This is a genomic window from Kribbella sp. NPDC056951 (assembly GCF_042674205.1).
GTDB classification, from domain to species: domain Bacteria; phylum Actinomycetota; class Actinomycetes; order Propionibacteriales; family Kribbellaceae; genus Kribbella; species Kribbella yunnanensis.
This window is the reverse complement of sequence record NZ_JBHUQZ010000002.1, coordinates 635,039-651,601: the sequence shown is the minus strand read 5'-3', so window position 1 is coordinate 651,601 and position 16,563 is coordinate 635,039. Positions and strand designations below refer to the sequence as shown.

Here is a 16,563-nt window from a genome sequence, read left to right as displayed (position 1 = left end):
CTGACGGCGGGCGGGTCACGGAAAGTTAAGGTGAGCGCCTTATGGCTGACTTGCGCGACTTTCCCGACCAGGCGTACTCCGGGGTCCATCACGGCCCCCTGCAGGCGGGGGAGTGGATCACCCTGCAGGACTCCAAGGGCCGCCGGCACTCGGTGTTCCTGGAGCGCGGGAAGATCTTCCACACCACCAAGGGCGGGATCGAGCACGACGAGCTGATCGACGGCCCGGACGCCGTGGTGATCCGCTCCAAGGGCGGAGTCGAGTACCTCGCCCTGCGGCCGCTGATGGCCGACTACTCGGTGTCGATGCCGCGCGGTGCCGCGGTGATCTACCCCAAGGACACCGCGCAGATCGTCACGATGGCCGACATCTTCCCGGGCGCGAAGGTGGTCGAGGCCGGCGCCGGATCCGGCGCGCTGACCACCGCGCTGCTGCGGGCCGTCGGCATCCACGGCCAGGTCATCTCGTTCGAGCGCCGCGAGGATTTCGCCGAGGTCGCGCGCAAGAACGTGACCGGCTTCTTCGGCGGCGAGCACCCGGCCTGGCGGCTCGAGGTCGGTGACCTGGTCGAGAAGCTGAACGAGACCGATGTCGACCGGATCATCCTGGACATGCTGGCCCCCTGGGAGTGCGTGGACGCCGCTGCCGGTGCCCTGAGCCCCGGCGGGGTGTTCTGCGCGTACGTCGCCACCACGACCCAATTGAGCCGGGTTGTCGAGACGCTGCGGGCCCACGGCGAATTCACCGAGCCGCGCGCGTGGGAGTCTCTCGTGCGAGACTGGCACGTGGAGGGTCTGGCGGTTCGTCCGGGACACCGGATGCAAGGTCACACCGCCTTTCTGGTCACCGCCCGACGGATGGCGCACGGGGTTCAGGCACCCCGGAAGAAGCGCCGGCCGGCACCGGGCGCGTACGGCGACGACTACCAAGGCCCCCGTCGGAGTGACGGTTCTGAAGATGTGCCCAAAGCAACAGGTTCATCCGCAACCGACACGTGATGGGATTCAGCTTGCCCGGCGAGGTTTTCTGGGTAAGGTCCATAGGGTCGAGCCCCACATGGTGAGGTGATGATCGTGGCTGGAGACGAGAGTCCTACCGCGGCAGAGCTGCGTAACCAGGTCCGGTACCTGGAGGCCGAGGTCGCAGCGTTGCGGCGTCGGTTGTTGGAGCACCCGGCTGACAGCCGGTCGCTCGAAAGCAGGCTGTCCGAAACACAGGCCTCCCTGGCGAGTGTCACCGCTCAGAACGAGCGGCTGGCCGACACGCTGCGGGAGGCGCGAGAGAAGATCATCGCCCTGAAGGAGGAGGTCGACCGGCTGGCCCAACCGCCATCCGGATTCGGCACCTTCCTCGGCCGCAACGACGACGACACGCTGGACGTGTTCACCGGGGGCCGCAAGCTCCGGGTGGCGGCCAGCCCGTCGATCGACCTGGACGCGCTGAAGCTCGGCCAGGAACTGATGCTGAACGAGGCGCTGAACGTGGTCGAGGCCTGCGACTTCGAGGTCGTGGGCGACGTGGTGATGCTGAAGGAACTGCTGGCCGACGGCGAGCGGGCACTGGTGATCGCGCAGGCCGACGAGGAACGGGTCGTCCGGCTCGCCTCGCCGCTGCTCGACATCGCGCTGCGCACCGGCGACTCGCTGCTGCTGGAGCCCCGCTCCGGCTATGTCTACGAGAAGATCCCGAAGTCCGAGGTCGAGGAGCTGGTGCTCGAAGAGGTCCCGGACATCGACTACACCCAGATCGGCGGTCTGGCCGGCCAGATCGAGCAGATCCGGGACGCGGTCGAGCTGCCGTACCTGCACAAGGACCTGTTCCTCGAGCACGAGCTGAAGCCGCCGAAGGGCGTCCTGCTCTACGGCCCACCCGGCTGCGGCAAGACCCTGATCGCGAAAGCGGTGGCGAACTCGCTGGCCAAGAAGGTCGCCGAGCGGACCGGTGTGGCGGAACAGAAGTCGTTCTTCCTGAACATCAAGGGTCCCGAGCTGCTGAACAAGTACGTCGGTGAGACCGAGCGGCACATCCGCCTGGTCTTCCAGCGCGCCCGGGAGAAGGCATCCGAAGGGATGCCGGTGATCGTGTTCTTCGACGAGATGGACTCGCTGTTCCGCACCCGCGGATCCGGGGTGTCCTCCGACGTCGAGAACACCATCGTCCCGCAGCTGCTCAGCGAGATCGACGGTGTCGAAGGCCTGGAGAACGTCCTGGTCATCGGCGCCTCGAACCGCGAGGACATGATCGACCCGGCGATCCTGCGGCCGGGCCGGCTGGACGTGAAGATCAAGATCGAGCGCCCCGACGCCGAGGCGGCCCGGGACATCTTCTCGAAGTACCTGACCACCACGCTGCCGCTGCACGCCGACGACCTCAGTGAGTTCGGCGGCGACAAGGCCTCGTGCGTGGGCGGGATGATCCAGCGCACCGTCGAGCGGATGTACACCGAGGCCGACGAGAACCGGTTCCTCGAAGTGACCTACGCCAACGGCGACAAGGAGGTCCTGTACTTCAAGGACTTCAACTCGGGCGCGATGATCCAGAACATCGTCGACCGGGCCAAGAAGATGGCGATCAAGGCCTACCTGGACGAGAACCAGAAGGGTCTGCGGGTGCAGCACCTGCTGCAGGCGTGTGTCGACGAGTTCAAGGAGAACGAAGACCTCCCGAACACGACCAACCCGGACGACTGGGCCCGGATCTCCGGCAAGAAGGGCGAGCGGATCGTCTACATCCGCACGCTCATCTCCGGCAAGCAGGGCACCGAGCCGGGTCGCTCCATCGACACGGCCACGAACACCGGTCAATACCTCTAGTAAGTACGTCGTACCGCCCCGGCACCGATCTGGCGCCGGGGCGGTTGGCGTTTCGGGGGACGGGTGAGGGTTTCCCCCGATACCTCTGTACGGCGGTTGGGTCATACCGTCGGTGGTATGGCGACCGACGATGTGCGCAAGGACCTGCGGGCGGCGGTGGCCGCGCGGCAGGAGCTCGGGCCGGAATACGAAGCCGAGATCATCGAAGGCTTCCTGGAACGGCTCGACGCGCAGCGCCGCGCCACCCTGCCCGAACCGGTCCACGCGCCGCAACCGCCGGCGCACCCGAGCCGCGAACGCGACCCGGGTGGCCTGGCACTGGCGATCATCTCGATCGTCGCGGCGATCCCGATCACCGCGATCGCCGCCGACATGATCGGGCCGTTCGGCGTGGTGGTCAGCTGGGCGGGTCTGGTCGGGATCAACCTCGCCCGCTCGGTCAGCCGCCGCCGGTACTAGATCGGTACCGGTCGATCCTGAGCGTCGTACGCGCGGATCTGTTCGGTCGGGTTGAACGGTTTCTTGCCGACCGGGATCCCCCGGCTGTCGGTGTACGCGAAATGGCCGTCGACCACGCCCTTGATCCAGGCGCTGGACCCGCCCGGCCACACGTAGCGTGATTCGATCCGCGCGACGTCCTTGCGGGCCCAGTACATCGTCCAGTGCTGGAAGTACATCCTCGTGGGCTGAGTACTCCAGCTGCTGCCGACGAAGGCTTCCACCGCTCGCTTGGACGTGGCTGCCTTGGTCCAGTAGCTGTCCTGAATCATGTAGACCCCGATGCCCTGCTGGCAGACAGCCAGCACCTGGCTGTACGGCCCGGTCGAGCGTTCTGCGCCCTGCACCACCAGGTGGATGAAACTGCTGCCCGGTGCGGCACCCTTCAGTCGCCGGGACCACAGCACGTTCAGCGCGCCGGGGCCACCGCCTGGCACGTGACACGACTCGGCCGCCTCGGCAGCGTCAGCCGCCGACACCGGACCGAGGTCGACATCGTCCGGGAACGGCAAGATGATGGCCGACTGCGGCGGTTTGACGCTGGCTGGGAGCTTGCTCGACTCGACCTTTTGACTCGGCGACGGGCTGGCGGCCGGGTCCTGCTCGGTGCGGGGATGCTGGACGACCGTGATCGTGCCCGCGACGATCGCCGCGACGGCCCCGACAGCGACAAGCGGAGCTGCCCACGCCGGAGTACGCCGTACTGCGGGGCGAGTCTTTTGCATCAGCTGGCGGCGTAGCCGGTCGTGCTGGTCAGGCGACAGCGGCGGGACGGTCGGTGGTTCGAGGTCGGTGCTCATGAGGGCTCCTGGAGGAAGTCACTGGACACAAGGTCGGGGAAGCGCCGGCGCGCACGGTGCAGGCGGGCCTTGACGGTCCCCACCGGTACGCCGAGCGCGTCCGCGGCCTCGGTCTGCGTCAGACCGGCCCACACGACGAGTTCGAGCGTTTCGCGCTCATGCCGGGGGAGCCGGTCGACTGCCCGGCGGATCGCGGACATCCGGCGTTCGTCGTCGAGGCGACGATCCACATCGGCCAGGTGATCGGTCGCTGGTTCAGGAGCCGGCAGGCGGTCGACCAGGTTGCGGATGCGGGCCGCCGTACGGGCGAGTGTCCGGCACTCGTTGCGGGCGACGACCAGCAGCCAGCCGAGCGCACTCGGCACGGCCAACGGGCCTGGGGGATTGCGCTGGAAGCGGCGCCAGGTGTTCAGGAACGTGGACTGGACGACGTCCTCGGCAGTGCTCCAGGAAGCGGTCCGCCGGAACGCGAACGCGTGTACTGCGTCCGCATGCCGGTCGAACAGCTCACCGAGTGCCTGATGATCGCCGGTGCGCAGCCGGTCCCACAGCTCGTGATCCGAGGCCGGTGATGTCACCACGGGCTCCGTCTCGTCGATCAGGATGTTGGTCACACCGGTCTATGACCGGTGGTCCTGCCGATGGTTGCATCGGATCCGGGTCAGGCCAGACTGCGGATGTACGCGCCCAGGAGCGCTGAGGTGTCCGGAACGAAGGTCCACTCGTCCAGACGCCGTACAAGCTCCGCAGGGGTCATCCAGGCGCCCCAGGCGACCTCTTCGGGCTGGTGGACGACCGGACCGTCCCAGACGCACGTGTAGAGGTAGGCGTGGTAGTTGGTGAACTCGTCGGCGTAGTCGCCTTCGGGGAGCTTCGTCAGCTCGGCACCGGTGATCCCCAGCTCCTCGGCCAGTTCACGGACCACGGCGTCGTACGGGTCCTCACCGGCATCGATCACGCCACCGGCCATGAAGTCGTAGCAGGCCGGGTACACGTCCTTGGTCGGCGTCCGCCGGTGCACGTAGATGTCGCCACTGGAGTTGCGGACCAGTACGCCGGTCGCCGAGTGCCGCAGGTTGTCGCGGCGCATCACCGAGCGGGGTACCGACCCGCAGACCACGCCGTCCGCATCGACGAGTGCCACCAGTTCATCCATGCCCGCAGTCTCACACGACGCCTGTGTAGTGCACCTCCTGCTGCCAGTGGTCCCGCGGCTGCTGGTGCAGAGTCCAGTACTCCTCAGCGATGCGGTCCGGGTCGAACGCCGTACCGGGTGCCACCGAGCCGTAGACGGTCACTGAGGCGGCGTGCAGGCCGTCGGCGCCGTAGGTCTGGTCCAGGAGGCTCACCAGTGTCCGGACACCCGCCTTACCGAGTGAGAGGCTCACGTAGTCCGGCTTGGTCTCCGGCATCCCGCCGGTGATCAGAAACGAGCCACCGCCGTTGGCCACCATCGCCGGCGCGACATGTGCCGCGGCTGTGATCGCACCGCCGACGTTGACCGCCCAGGCGTCGTACTGCTCGCGCAGTGTCAGTTCACCGATCCGGTCGGCCGCAATCTTCGCGGCGTTGTAGACCACGACGTCAGGTGTCCCCAGCTCGGCGACAACCTTGTCCAGAGCGCCCCGCAGCGCCGACTCGTCGGTGCAGTCGGCGGCCAGCGTCAGTGTCGCCCCAGCGGCCTCTGGCTGCCGCCGCGCGATCAGTGCGACCGGCCAGCCTTCCCGCGCGAATCGGCGTCCGACTGCCTGGCCGATCCCCGGTCCGGCACCGATCACCACAACTCCCGGCATGTTCGTTCCTCCTGCTGCGTTGGTATCGATCACCGGGACCGTAGGCCGTGACACCGGTGTCAAGGTCAAGAGGCGAGGAGTGGGCATTGCTGATCGGAGAACTGTCGGAGCGCACCGGTGTGAGCCGAAGACTGCTGCGGTACTACGAGCAGCAAGGCCTGCTCGAGCCGGTGCGCCAGACCAACGGATACCGCGAGTACTGCGACCAGGCGCCGAACGTCGTCGGGCACATCCGCAGCCTGCTCGCGGCCGGGCTCCCGACCGCGATGATCGCCGGCGTGCTGAACTGCGTGCAGGGTGATCCGGCCGAGCCGGTGCTGTCAGGCTGCCGGGGCATGGTCGACGGACTGACCGCCGAGCGGGCCCGGGTGGCGGCGGAGATCGAGCGGCTCAGTACGTCGCAGCGGGCGCTCGACGTACTGCTCGAAGCGGCGATCCACGCACCGGAGTGACGCAACGATCGGGACGGAGACCGACTTTGGGCGACCCGACCGCGTAGGCTCGTGATTATGAGTGTGCGGCGGATCATGGGGACCGAGACCGAGTTCGGCATCTCGGTGCCCGGCCAGCCCGGGGCCAACCCGATGCTGACCTCGAGCCAGGTGGTGAACGGCTACGCCCAGACGCAGCCACTGGCGCGCAAGACGCGATGGGACTTCGACGAGGAGCACCCGCTGCGGGACGCGCGCGGCTTCGACCTGAGCCGGGAGGTGGCCGACTCCAGCCAGCTCACCGACGAGGAGACCGGCCTGGCCAACGTGATCCTCACCAACGGCGCCCGGCTGTACGTCGACCACGCCCACCCCGAGTACTCCGCGCCAGAGTGCACCAACCCGCGCGACGTGGTGGTCTGGGACAAGGCCGGTGAGCTCGTCATCATGGAGGGCGCGCGACAGGCCCGGCAGATCCCCGGTGCCCCGCAACTCAACCTGTACAAGAACAACACCGACAACAAAGGCGCGTCGTACGGGTCGCACGAGAACTACCTGATGCGCCGCTCGACGCCGTTCGCCTCGATCGTGCGGCACCTGACGCCGTTCTTCGTCAGTCGCCAGGTCGTCACCGGCGCCGGCCGGGTCGGGATCGGCCAGGACGGCGGCACGAACGGGTTCCAGATTAGTCAGCGGGCCGACTACTTCGAGGTCGAGGTCGGCCTCGAGACGACCCTCAAACGGCCGATCATCAACACCCGCGACGAACCGCACGCGAACCCGGACCGCTACCGCCGGCTGCACGTGATCATCGGCGACGCGAACCTGTCCGAGATCTCGACGTACCTGAAGGTCGGTACGACGTCGCTGGTGCTCGCGATGATCGAGGACGGCTGGCTGACCGACGACCTCGGGGTCGACCGCCCGGTCACCGCGCTGCACGAGATCAGCCACGACCCGACCTGCACACACCTGATGACGCTCAAGGACGGTCGCAAGCTGACCGCCGTACAGCTGCAGACGGAGTACCTGGAACAGGCCCGCAAGTATGTCGAGGACAAGTACGGCGACGACGCGGACCGCCAGACCAAGGACGTGCTGCACCGCTGGGAGTCGGTCCTCGACCAGCTCGCCATCGACCCGATGAAGCTGTCCGACCAGCTCGACTGGGTGGCGAAGTACAAACTGCTGCAGTCCTACCGCGACCGCGACGGCCTGGAGTGGGACGACCCGAAGCTGCACCTGGTCGACCTGCAGTACGCCGACCTTCGTCCGGACAAAGGCCTGTACTACAAACTCGTCAACTCCGGCCGGATGCAGCGGATCGTCACCGACGAGGAGATCCGGATGGCGGTCTCGCACCCGCCGACCGACACCCGCGCCTACTTCCGCGGCCGCTGTATGCAGCAGTACGCGCCGCAGGTCGCGGCCGCCTCCTGGGACTCGGTGATCTTCGATCTGCCCGGCAAGGAGTCGCTCCAGCGGATCCCGACCCTCGACCCGCTGCGCGGTACGAAAGCGCATGTCGGTGCCCTTCTGGACCAGTGCGACACCGCGAGTGACCTGGTTCGCACCATCACTGGGGGTGCCGCCGGGTAGGGTCGCTCTTAGAAGCACGGAGAAGCGGTTGGGCGTCTTCTCCACTGCGGTTCTAGGAGGTGTGTGCGATGGCGAAGGACGGCGGGCAGCAGCACAAGCAGCCGAAGCGTTCGACGACCGAGGAAGAGGTCGAGCAGTCGACCACGTCGGAAGACGTGGCCGAGCGCAAGGAACGGCTCGACGAGGACGTCGACTCGATCCTCGACGAGATCGACGAGGTGCTCGAGGAGAACGCCGAGGAGTTCGTCCGCGGGTTCGTCCAAAAGGGTGGGGAGTGAACCGCTCGATGACATTTGATGCCTCCGGCCGGTTGCCGGAAGCCTTCCTGACCCCAGGTGGCACATCGTTCATGGACTTCCTGGCCGGGCACGCGCCCGACCTGTTGCCCGGACGGCGCAGCCTGGGGCAGGCCGACTTCTCCGACCAGGTCCCGCACGGTACGACGATCGTCGCGGCCACCTTCGCGGGTGGCGTGGTGATGGCCGGCGACCGGCGGGCCACGATGGGCAACATCATCGCCTCGCGGGACATCGAGAAGGTGTTCCCGGCCGATGAGTACTCGGCGGTCGCGTTCGCGGGATCGGCCGGGTTCGGGATCGAGATGGTCCGGCTGTTCCAGGTCGAGCTCGAGCACTACGAGAAACTCGAGGGCACCACGCTCAGCCTGGACGGCAAGTCCAACCGGCTCAGCGCGCTGATCCGGGGCAACCTGGCGATGGCGATGCAGGGTCTGGCCGTGGTTCCGCTGTTCGCGGGCTACGACCACGACCGCAAGGGCGGGCGGATCTTCTCCTACGACGCCACCGGCGGCCGCTACGAGGAGACCCACTTCCACAGCGTCGGCTCGGGCTCGCTGTTCGCCCGGGGCTCGCTGAAGAAGCTCTACCGCGAGGACCTGTCCGCGACCGACTGCGCGATGGTGACGATCCAGTCGCTGATCGACGCCGCCGACGACGACTCGGCCACCGGCGGCCCGGACATGCTGCGGCGGATCTTCCCAGTGGTCGGTGTGGTCACCGCCGACGGCTACCAGCGGTTGCCCGAGGACGAGGTCGCCGCCCTGGTCGACGCGGCCTGGGCGCAGCGCCACGGCCGCCCCGACGGCCCCGCCACGGCGTCCCTGACCTGATCCCATCGACATAGAGGACGACACCTTCGATGAGCACGCCGTTCTACGTCTCACCAGAACAGCTGATGCGCGACCGGGCGGACTTCGCCCGGAAGGGCATCGCCAAGGGCCGCAGCGCGATCGCGCTGCAGTATGCCGACGGCATCCTGTTCGTCGCCGAGAACCGCTCACCCGCACTGCACAAGGTGGCCGAGATCTACGACCGGATGGCGTTCGCCGCGGTCGGCCGCTACAACGAGTTCGAGAACCTGCGGATCGCCGGCGTCCGGCTGGCCGACATGCGCGGCTATTCGTACGACCGGCGCGACGTCACCGGCCGGGCCTTGGCCAACGCGTACGCACAGACCCTCGGCGCGATCTTCTCCTCCGGCGGCGAGAAGCCACTCGAGGTCGAGATCCTGGTCGCCGAGATCGGCACCTCCACGGCCGACGACCAGATCTACCGGCTCACGTACGACGGCTCGATCGCCGACGTACGGGGTTATGCGGTGATGGGCGGCCAGGCCGAGCAGGTCGCCGAGTACGTTGGCGAGCACTACCAGGAGGGAATCTCGCTGGCCGGGGCCCTCCGGTTGGCCGTCGACGCCCTCGGCCACGACAGCAGCGAGCCCCGCGAACTGACGTCGGACCAGCTCGAGGTCGCCGTACTGGACCGGACCCGGACGCAGGTCCGCAAGTTCAAGCGCATCTCCGAGGAGACGCTGGCCCGGATCCTGTCCGAGTCGCACCCCGCCGCGGATATCGAGGCAGCCGTAGTTGAGGACGCGACGCCTTCGGAGCCGACCGAGGAGACCCCCTCGTCACCGGCATCCTCGTCCGCGGCGCCGTCGTCGGCCGACGACGAGGCACCGATCGCTCCGCCCGAGGACCCCGACGACAGCCGCCCCCTGTGACGGACCGAACCACCGACGCAGCCGCCACCTCCTCCGACGTGGCGGCTGCGTCATCCCGGGCCGCCGACCCAGAGCCCTGGGAGCTCCTGGGGGAGAAGGTCGCATACCAGCGCTTCCTGACGGTCAAGGTCCGTCAATACCGCATGCCGAACGGCCACGAGGTCGACTGGGACGTCACAGGCCCGGAGTCCGCGGATGGAGTCGCCCGCGGCATCACCGTGCTGCCCCTGACCCCGGACGGCCGGATCGTGACGATCCGCATGTTCCGTCCAGGCCCGGACAGCGTCGTCACCAACCTGCCAGGCGGCCTGATCGAGCCCGGCGAGGACCCTGCGGTCGGCGGCGCCCGCGAGCTCGAGGAGGAAACGGGCTACACCTGCGAGACCCTCGAGGTCGTCGGCTGGACCTGGGCCGGCACGTCCTCAACCTTCCGCAAGTACGTCGCAATCGCCCGCGGCTGCCGTCCCAACGGCACCCAGCAACTGGATGACGCCGAAGACTGCGTCCCAGTCGAACTGACCGTGGCCGAGTTCCGCGCCGAACTCCGCACCCCCGGCGCCATGACCGGCACCGACGCCGCCTACCTAGCCCTCGACCACGCCGCCCTCCTCTAACCCCTCGCCCGCCGCCGCTACTGATTGACGAGGGCAACGATGAGAAGCGAGAAGACGACCGCGAAGGCCAGCCACCAGAATCCGTCGATCACCTTGGCCCGCGGGGACTTCGGCTGCTTCACCGGATAAACCTGCTCGGCCGGTGGTACGCCCGGATGCGGATCGGCGCCGTACCGGTTCAGGCCGGGCGTCCCGGCGCTCGTGAGGTGGACGAACAGCACCGCGCTGCCGACGACCGGCACGAACGACATCAGCAACCACCAGCCCGAGTGATCAGTGTCGTGCAACCGCCGAATCGCCGCGAGTACGGCGACGACCTGGTGAGCGACAAGACCGAGCCCACCGATTGCCCATCCCACTCGCTGCTCCGCGGACAACCCCAACGCCCGGTCGACCAGAATGGGGGCCAGCAACACCACCCAGCCCGCGAGCCAGACAAGCCAGTACTCACGCCGTAGCCCGCGCCCACGAGGATCGAACACCGCCCTGACGACCGACACCGAGACCCTCCTCTCTTCTCGGTGCCAGTGTGTGAGACCGGAGGAGGATCGGCAGGCTGTGACCGCTTGATGCCAACGCGTCCCCTCTGCGAAGCGCTCATTTGACGAGCGGTAGCGAGGCGGGGCCGGTGCGGGGGAGAAGGTAAGCTGGAGGCGGGTCGTGACTGGCGTTGAGGTGGGGTACCACCGGGGAGCGGCTTGCCGGTGGATCCGGCGGTGGTAGCCGCGCGCCTGGGCATTTGAGTTGACGCCCAGAGGAGTGCGCCCATGACCGCCGAACTGATGATCGGGACCGAGCTCGCCGCCGAGATGGTGACGAACGCCGCCGCCCGCGCTGAGAAATTGCGCGAATCCACCGGAGTCCAGCCATGCCTGGCGACCGTGCTGGTCGGTGACGATCCCGCTTCCGCGACCTACGTGCGGATGAAGCAGAACCGCAGCAAGAAGGCCGGGATCGGTTCGCGCAGCGTCGTACTGCCGGCCGCGACCACCACCGACGAGTTGGTCGCCGAGCTCACCAACCTCTCGAACGACCCCGAGGTGCACGGCATCCTCCTGCAGCACCCGGTCCCCAGCCACATCGACGAGCGCGCCGCGTTCGAGGCGATCAACCCCGCCAAGGACGTCGACGGCGTCACCATGCACGCGTTCGCGGCGATGGCGTTCGGTGAGCCCGGGTTCCGGTCGTGTACGCCGGGCGGGATCATGCGGCTGCTCGAGGCGTACGACGTACCGATCCGCGGCGCGCACGCGGTCGTCATCGGCCGCAGCCCGATCCTCGGTAAGCCGGCGGGAATGTTGCTACTGGCATCGGATGCGACCGTCACCTACACGCACTCGCGGACCACGAACCTCCCCGAGATCGTCCGTACGGCGGACATCGTGGTCGCTGCGGTCGGCAAGGCGAACTTTGTCCGCGGCGACTGGTTGAAGCCGGGGGCGGTCGTGGTCGATGCCGGATACAACGAAGGCAATGTCGGTGACGTTCACTTCGAGGAGGCGAGCGAGGTGGCGCGCCTGATCACGCCGGTTCCGGGCGGTGTCGGGCCGATGACGATCGCGCTGCTGCTGGAGCAGACGGTCGACGCCGCGGAGGCCCAATCCGAGACGGCTGTCCACCCTGTGGCCGGCCTGGCCTAGGCTGTAGACGTTGTGAACTGACGAGGAGGCGTGACGTGGCGGTGCGGGCGATCCGGGGAGCCACCCAGCTGGACGTGGACGAGCGCGAGCACCTGCTCGAGCGGTCCGCCGAGCTGGTGAAGGCGGTCCTGGAGGCGAACGATCTGGACAGCGCGGATCTGATCAGCATCCTGTTCACCGTCACGCCTGACCTGCATGCGGAGTTCCCGGCCGTGGCCGGTCGGCAGATCGGGCTGACCGACGTACCGCTGATGTGCATGCAGGAGATCGACGTACCGCATGCGCTGCCGCGGGTGGTCCGGATGATGGTGCACACCGAGACCGAGCGCTCCCGCGACAAGATCCAGCACGTCTACCTGCACGGTGCGTCGGCGCTCCGTCCCGACCTGACAGGCGCCCAGTGACCGAACTTCGTGGCCCGGTCCGCATCGTCGGTGCGGGCCTGATCGGTACGTCGATCGGTCTCGCCCTGGCCCGGTTGGGTGTCGTGGTCGAGCTCGTCGACGCGAACCCCGACAACGCGCTGATGGCCGAGCGCATCGGCGCGGGATCACGGCTGGTGCAGATCGAACCGCAGCTGGTCGTGGTCGCCGTACCGCCGGACCACGTCGGGGCGGTGATCGCCGAGCAGCTCGCGCAGACCGACGCGGTCGTCACCGACGCGGCGAGCGTGAAGTCCAAGCCACTGACGGATGCCCGGCTCCTGTCCGCAGACCTGAGCCGGTACGTCGGCAGTCACCCGATGGCAGGTTCGGAGCGCAACGGCCCGTTGGCAGCGCGCGCGGATCTGTTCGACGGCGCGACCTGGGCGATCACCCCGCACGAGACGAGTTCGCCCGAGGCGGTCGAGCTCGTGCATTGCCTGGCTGAGGCCTGTGGCGCACGCACGGTCGAGCTGTCCGTCGAGGACCACGACCTCGCGGTTGCGCGGGTCTCGCACCTGCCGCAACTGATGTCGTCCCTGGCCGCCGGCACCCTCGTCGACGCACCGAACTCACACCTGCAACTGTCCGGCCAAGGCGTCCGCGACGTCACCCGCATCGCCGCCGGCGACCCAGGCCTGTGGACCCAGATCGTCTCCGCCAACTCCGCCGCCCTGACCGGCCTGCTCGAGCAGATCCGCGACGAACTCGATCGCGTCCTAGTTGCCCTAGGCAAAGAAGAGGCCGGCGACGAACTCACCTCGGTACTCGCCCGCGGCGTCTCCGGAGCCGTCCGCGTCCCCGGCAAGCACGGCACCCCGCACATCGAGCTGGTCAGCGTCCTCGTCACCATCCCCGACCGCCCCGGCCAGCTGGCCCGCCTCTTCAACGACGCCGCCGCCTCCGGCGCCAACGTCGAAGACCTCCGCATCGACCACAGCCCCGGCCGCCCCGTCGGTGAAGTCGAACTCCTCGTCAAACCCGGCTCCGACGACCAGCTAACCCAAACCCTCACCGCCCGCGGCTGGGTCGTCCACCGCTGACCACCTAGCCTGCCGCACGACCGTGGTCGAGGGATGTCCGTGGCGGCGGATATTCTCGGGGCATGATCATCGCTGTGGACGGGCCGAGCGGGTCCGGTAAGTCGAGTACCGCTCGGGGCGTGGCCGACCGGCTGGGACTGCGGTTCCTGGATACGGGGGCGACGTACCGGGCGGTGACGTGGTCGGCGATCGAGCACGGGTTGGATCTGGGTGACACCGCGGCGGTTGCGCAGCGGGCGCGGGAGTTACGGCTCGAGCTCAGCACCGATCCGCTGAACCAGTTCGTGATCGCGGATGGGACCGACGTCACTGCGGCGATCCGGGAGCCGCGGATCAGTGAGCGGGTCAGCAAGATCGCGACCAACCTGGATGTCCGCAAGGAGCTGATCCGGCGGCAGCGCGAGATCATCGACGACGCCCAGCCGAGCGGCGGGATCGTCGTCGAGGGCCGCGACATCGCGACCGTGGTGGCCACCGACGCCGAGCTCAAGGTGCTGCTGACCGCGGACCAGGAGGCCCGGCTGGCCCGGCGCGGTGCTGAACTGGCGGTGGGATCGGTGACCGCGGAGCAGTTGCGCGACCAGATCGTACGGCGGGACGCGGACGACTCGACGGTGGCGGACTTCCAGGTCGCATCGGACGGCGCGGTCACCATCGACTCCACCGATCTGTCCCTGGAGGAGGTCATCGACGTGATCAGCCGGCTCGCCAAGGAGGCCAGTCCCCGGAGCCATGACAGCTGAGCTGACGAGGCGGCGGGAGCTGCCGTTCACGGGGGATCTGCCGAAGCTGCCGTATCGGCTCGCGGTGCCGGTGCGGGCGGTGGCCAGCCGGTACTTCGCACGGAAGTACGACCTGCGGGTGCACCACGAGGAGCTGTTCCCGCGGACCGGGCCGGTACTGATGACGCCGAACCATCTGAGCCTGCTCGACGGGCCGTTGCTAGGCGCGATCGCACCCCGGATGCTGCATCAACTGGCCAAGATCGAGGCGTTCGGCGGCCTGCAGGGCTGGTTCCTGCACCGGGTCGGGCAGATCGCCATCGACCGCACGTCGTACGACCCGCGCGCGATCCGGCAGTCGATCAAGGTCCTGCGCGACGGCCGGGTGCTCAACATCTACCCCGAGGGCACCCGCGGCACCGGGGACTTCACCCGGATCCGGCTCGGTACGGCGTACCTGGCGATGGTCACCGGAGCTCCGATCCTGCCCGTGGCGCTGCTCGGGACCCGGCTGCCGGGCGGTGATATCGAGGGGTTCCCGCCATCCGGGAGCCGCGTCGACGTGGTGTACGGCGAACCGTTCACGATCGACCGCGTATCCTTTCCTAGGCGGCACTCCGACGTACGGGCGGTTGCCGACCAGATCGGCGACATGCTGCGTGCCCATATCAAGGCCGCCGTCGCAGCCACCGGTCACCCACTCCCGGGTGCGCCAGACAAGAAGGACCCTGATGACTGACCTGCCCACGGGCTACGAATTCGACGAGCCGACGCACGAGGTGGAGGACTCCGGTCCGCTCCCTGTGCTGGCCATCGTCGGCCGGCCGAATGTGGGCAAGTCCACGCTCGTCAACCGCATCATCGGCCGCCGTGAGGCCGTCGTCGAGGACACCCCGGGCGTCACCCGGGACCGCGTCTCGTACGACGCCGACTGGGCCGGCCGGAGCTTCACCGTCGTCGACACCGGCGGCTGGGACCCGGACGCGGTCGGGATGGCCGCGCTGGTGGCCGCCCAGGCCGAGGTCGCGATCAACGCCGCCGACGCGGTGCTGTTCGTGGTCGACGCGACCGTCGGGATCACCGACGCCGACGAGGCCGTCGTCCGCGTGCTGCGCAAGTCCGGCAAGCCGGTCGTGCTCGCGGCCAACAAGGTCGACGACCAGCGGGTCGAGTCCGAGGCGATGAACCTGTGGGGTCTCGGCATCGGCGAGCCGTTCCCGATCTCGGCCATGCACGGCCGGGGGACCGGTGACATGCTCGACGCCGTCCTGGCCGCGCTGCCCGAGGCGCCGCCGGAGCGCGACCCCGCGACCGGCGGTCCGCGCCGGATCGCGATCGTCGGCAAGCCGAACGTCGGCAAGTCCTCGCTGCTGAACAAGGTCGCCAAGGAGGACCGGGTCGTCGTCAGCGACGTCGCCGGTACGACGGTCGACCCGGTCGACGAGCTGATCACGCTGGTCGGCAAGGAGTGGCGGTTCATCGACACCGCCGGTATCCGGCGCAAGGTCAAGAACGTCCAGGGCCACGAGTACTACGCCTCGTTGCGGACCAACGCCGCGATCGAGCGGGCCGAGGTCGTGGTCGTGGTGGTCGACGCGTCCGAGCCGATGACCGAGCAGGACATCCGGATCATGAACGCGGTCGAGGAGGCCGGTAAGGCCCTCGTCATCGCCTACAACAAGTGGGACCTGGTCGACGAGGACCGGCGGTACTACCTGGAGAAGGAGATCGACCGGGACCTGGTCCAGTTCCGCTGGGCGCCGCGGGTGAACATCAGCGCGCTGACCGGTCGGCACATGGAGAAGCTGGTCCCCGCGATCGAGGCTGCGCTCGAGGGTTGGCAGACCCGGGTTCCGACGGGTCAGCTGAACGCGTTCCTCGGTCGGCTGGTCGCGGCCCACCCGCACCCGGTGCGGTCCGGCAAGCAGCCGAAGATCCTGTTCGGTACCCAGGCGACCACGATGCCGCCGACCTTCGCGATCTTCACCTCCGGCGCGATCGAGCCGTCGTACCAGCGGTTCATCGAGCGCCGGCTGCGCGAGGACTTCGGGTTCGTCGGTAGTCCGGTGCACGTCCAGATCCGGGCGCGCAAGAAGCAGAAGCGCTGACCGAAGGGCCCTTTCGACGGCCCTGGAACAGCTAGCGGCACGGTCCGGCTTCCGGCAA

The 16,563-nt window shown here is 68.3% G+C and carries 20 protein-coding genes and 1 riboswitch; of the genes, 15 read left to right on the top strand and 5 right to left on the bottom strand.

Annotation, left to right across the window (positions count from 1 at the left end; all coding sequences use genetic code 11):
* The first annotated feature begins 41 nt into the window (after nt 1-41).
* The 3 genes from ACFTSF_RS10650 to ACFTSF_RS10640 all read left to right on the top strand — a co-directional run bounded on the left by ACFTSF_RS10650 (nt 42) and on the right by ACFTSF_RS10640 (nt 3,272).
* Nucleotides 42-998 (top strand): tRNA (adenine-N1)-methyltransferase, encoded by a 957-nt coding sequence (locus ACFTSF_RS10650; RefSeq protein ID WP_380153596.1) that lies wholly within the window; start codon nt 42-44, stop codon nt 996-998.
* A 69-nt stretch (nt 999-1,067) separates the two neighbouring features.
* Complete coding sequence (gene arc / locus ACFTSF_RS10645; protein ID WP_344164150.1) at nt 1,068-2,813, top strand: proteasome ATPase; 1,746 nt, start codon at nt 1,068-1,070, stop codon at nt 2,811-2,813.
* Nucleotides 2,814-2,930: 117 nt separating this feature from the next.
* Nucleotides 2,931-3,272: a hypothetical protein gene (locus ACFTSF_RS10640; RefSeq protein WP_380153595.1), complete on the top strand. Its 342-nt coding sequence runs from the start codon at nt 2,931-2,933 to the stop codon at nt 3,270-3,272.
* Here the strand turns inward: ACFTSF_RS10640 and ACFTSF_RS10635 are convergent.
* Genes ACFTSF_RS10635 through ACFTSF_RS10620 form a run of 4 tightly spaced genes read right to left on the bottom strand, consistent with a single transcriptional unit; the run spans nt 3,269 to nt 5,904 of the window.
* Entirely contained in the window at nt 3,269-4,111 is an 843-nt protein-coding gene (locus ACFTSF_RS10635; protein WP_380153594.1) for a hypothetical protein, read from the bottom strand. The two genes, ACFTSF_RS10640 and ACFTSF_RS10635, sit on opposite strands and share 4 nt — an antisense overlap.
* The gene (locus ACFTSF_RS10630) at nt 4,108-4,725 is read right to left on the bottom strand and encodes an RNA polymerase sigma factor (RefSeq protein ID WP_380153593.1); all 618 of its coding nucleotides are present in this window, start codon (nt 4,723-4,725) and stop codon (nt 4,108-4,110) included. The genes ACFTSF_RS10635 and ACFTSF_RS10630 overlap by 4 nt, the downstream gene beginning before the upstream one ends.
* A 47-nt stretch (nt 4,726-4,772) precedes the next feature.
* Nucleotides 4,773-5,267 carry an NUDIX hydrolase gene (locus ACFTSF_RS10625; protein WP_380153592.1) on the bottom strand — a complete coding sequence of 165 codons (495 nt, stop codon included), beginning with the start codon at nt 5,265-5,267 and terminating at the stop codon, nt 4,773-4,775.
* A 10-nt stretch (nt 5,268-5,277) separates the two neighbouring features.
* Complete coding sequence (locus ACFTSF_RS10620) at nt 5,278-5,904, bottom strand: SDR family NAD(P)-dependent oxidoreductase (protein WP_380153591.1); 627 nt, start codon at nt 5,902-5,904, stop codon at nt 5,278-5,280.
* Nucleotides 5,905-5,990: 86 nt separating this feature from the next.
* Between ACFTSF_RS10620 and ACFTSF_RS10615 the strand changes: the two genes are divergently transcribed.
* From ACFTSF_RS10615 to ACFTSF_RS10590, 6 genes are all read left to right on the top strand, one after another.
* A complete protein-coding gene (locus tag ACFTSF_RS10615; RefSeq protein ID WP_380153590.1) occupies nt 5,991-6,356 on the top strand; it encodes a MerR family transcriptional regulator in 366 nt (121 codons plus the stop codon).
* 57 nt (nt 6,357-6,413) lie between these two features.
* The gene (dop, locus tag ACFTSF_RS10610; RefSeq protein ID WP_380153589.1) at nt 6,414-7,934 is read left to right on the top strand and encodes a depupylase/deamidase Dop; all 1,521 of its coding nucleotides are present in this window, start codon (nt 6,414-6,416) and stop codon (nt 7,932-7,934) included.
* 68 nt (nt 7,935-8,002) lie between these two features.
* The gene (locus ACFTSF_RS10605) at nt 8,003-8,212 is read left to right on the top strand and encodes a ubiquitin-like protein Pup (protein WP_132411737.1); all 210 of its coding nucleotides are present in this window, start codon (nt 8,003-8,005) and stop codon (nt 8,210-8,212) included.
* Nucleotides 8,213-8,220: 8 nt separating this feature from the next.
* The gene (prcB, locus tag ACFTSF_RS10600) at nt 8,221-9,063 is read left to right on the top strand and encodes a proteasome subunit beta (protein ID WP_344164124.1); all 843 of its coding nucleotides are present in this window, start codon (nt 8,221-8,223) and stop codon (nt 9,061-9,063) included.
* Nucleotides 9,064-9,092: 29 nt separating this feature from the next.
* On the top strand, nt 9,093-9,956 hold the full coding sequence (gene prcA / locus ACFTSF_RS10595; protein ID WP_380153588.1) for a proteasome subunit alpha: 864 nt from the start codon (nt 9,093-9,095) through the stop codon (nt 9,954-9,956).
* Nucleotides 9,953-10,570 (top strand): NUDIX hydrolase, encoded by a 618-nt coding sequence (locus tag ACFTSF_RS10590; protein ID WP_344164118.1) that lies wholly within the window; start codon nt 9,953-9,955, stop codon nt 10,568-10,570. Before prcA ends, ACFTSF_RS10590 begins: the two co-directional genes overlap by 4 nt.
* A 17-nt stretch (nt 10,571-10,587) precedes the next feature.
* Here ACFTSF_RS10590 and ACFTSF_RS10585 read toward each other — a convergent pair whose 3' ends face one another.
* On the bottom strand, nt 10,588-11,070 hold the full coding sequence (locus tag ACFTSF_RS10585) for a DUF805 domain-containing protein (protein ID WP_380153587.1): 483 nt from the start codon (nt 11,068-11,070) through the stop codon (nt 10,588-10,590).
* A 150-nt stretch (nt 11,071-11,220) separates the two neighbouring features.
* A riboswitch (ZMP/ZTP riboswitch) is annotated at nt 11,221-11,314 on the top strand.
* Nucleotides 11,315-11,337: 23 nt separating this feature from the next.
* On the opposite strand from ACFTSF_RS10585, the gene ACFTSF_RS10580 reads away from it, so the two are divergent.
* From ACFTSF_RS10580 to der, 6 genes are all read left to right on the top strand, one after another.
* On the top strand, nt 11,338-12,210 hold the full coding sequence (locus ACFTSF_RS10580) for a bifunctional 5,10-methylenetetrahydrofolate dehydrogenase/5,10-methenyltetrahydrofolate cyclohydrolase (RefSeq protein ID WP_380153586.1): 873 nt from the start codon (nt 11,338-11,340) through the stop codon (nt 12,208-12,210).
* 35 nt (nt 12,211-12,245) lie between these two features.
* Nucleotides 12,246-12,614: a chorismate mutase gene (gene aroH, locus ACFTSF_RS10575; protein ID WP_132404088.1), complete on the top strand. Its 369-nt coding sequence runs from the start codon at nt 12,246-12,248 to the stop codon at nt 12,612-12,614.
* On the top strand, nt 12,611-13,675 hold the full coding sequence (locus ACFTSF_RS10570; protein WP_380153585.1) for a prephenate dehydrogenase: 1,065 nt from the start codon (nt 12,611-12,613) through the stop codon (nt 13,673-13,675). The genes aroH and ACFTSF_RS10570 overlap by 4 nt, the downstream gene beginning before the upstream one ends.
* 62 nt (nt 13,676-13,737) lie before the next feature.
* Complete coding sequence (gene cmk / locus ACFTSF_RS10565) at nt 13,738-14,418, top strand: (d)CMP kinase (protein ID WP_380153584.1); 681 nt, start codon at nt 13,738-13,740, stop codon at nt 14,416-14,418.
* Complete coding sequence (locus ACFTSF_RS10560) at nt 14,408-15,136, top strand: lysophospholipid acyltransferase family protein (protein WP_380153583.1); 729 nt, start codon at nt 14,408-14,410, stop codon at nt 15,134-15,136. Before cmk ends, ACFTSF_RS10560 begins: the two co-directional genes overlap by 11 nt.
* The gene (gene der / locus ACFTSF_RS10555; protein WP_380153582.1) at nt 15,129-16,505 is read left to right on the top strand and encodes a ribosome biogenesis GTPase Der; all 1,377 of its coding nucleotides are present in this window, start codon (nt 15,129-15,131) and stop codon (nt 16,503-16,505) included. The genes ACFTSF_RS10560 and der overlap by 8 nt, the downstream gene beginning before the upstream one ends.
* Nucleotides 16,506-16,563 lie beyond the last annotated feature (58 nt).

Coding starts and splice junctions, on each gene's coding strand:
- ACFTSF_RS10650 (WP_380153596.1), top strand. CDS start 42: ATGGCTGACTTGCGCGACTTTCCCGACCAGGCGTACTCCGGGGTCCAT.
- arc (WP_344164150.1), top strand. CDS start 1,068: ATGATCGTGGCTGGAGACGAGAGTCCTACCGCGGCAGAGCTGCGTAAC.
- ACFTSF_RS10640 (WP_380153595.1), top strand. CDS start 2,931: ATGGCGACCGACGATGTGCGCAAGGACCTGCGGGCGGCGGTGGCCGCG.
- ACFTSF_RS10635 (WP_380153594.1), bottom strand. CDS start 4,111: ATGAGCACCGACCTCGAACCACCGACCGTCCCGCCGCTGTCGCCTGAC.
- ACFTSF_RS10625 (WP_380153592.1), bottom strand. CDS start 5,267: ATGGATGAACTGGTGGCACTCGTCGATGCGGACGGCGTGGTCTGCGGG.
- ACFTSF_RS10620 (WP_380153591.1), bottom strand. CDS start 5,904: ATGCCGGGAGTTGTGGTGATCGGTGCCGGACCGGGGATCGGCCAGGCA.
- dop (WP_380153589.1), top strand. CDS start 6,414: ATGAGTGTGCGGCGGATCATGGGGACCGAGACCGAGTTCGGCATCTCG.
- ACFTSF_RS10605 (WP_132411737.1), top strand. CDS start 8,003: ATGGCGAAGGACGGCGGGCAGCAGCACAAGCAGCCGAAGCGTTCGACG.
- prcB (WP_344164124.1), top strand. CDS start 8,221: ATGACATTTGATGCCTCCGGCCGGTTGCCGGAAGCCTTCCTGACCCCA.
- prcA (WP_380153588.1), top strand. CDS start 9,093: ATGAGCACGCCGTTCTACGTCTCACCAGAACAGCTGATGCGCGACCGG.
- ACFTSF_RS10580 (WP_380153586.1), top strand. CDS start 11,338: ATGACCGCCGAACTGATGATCGGGACCGAGCTCGCCGCCGAGATGGTG.
- cmk (WP_380153584.1), top strand. CDS start 13,738: ATGATCATCGCTGTGGACGGGCCGAGCGGGTCCGGTAAGTCGAGTACC.
- ACFTSF_RS10560 (WP_380153583.1), top strand. CDS start 14,408: ATGACAGCTGAGCTGACGAGGCGGCGGGAGCTGCCGTTCACGGGGGAT.
- der (WP_380153582.1), top strand. CDS start 15,129: ATGACTGACCTGCCCACGGGCTACGAATTCGACGAGCCGACGCACGAG.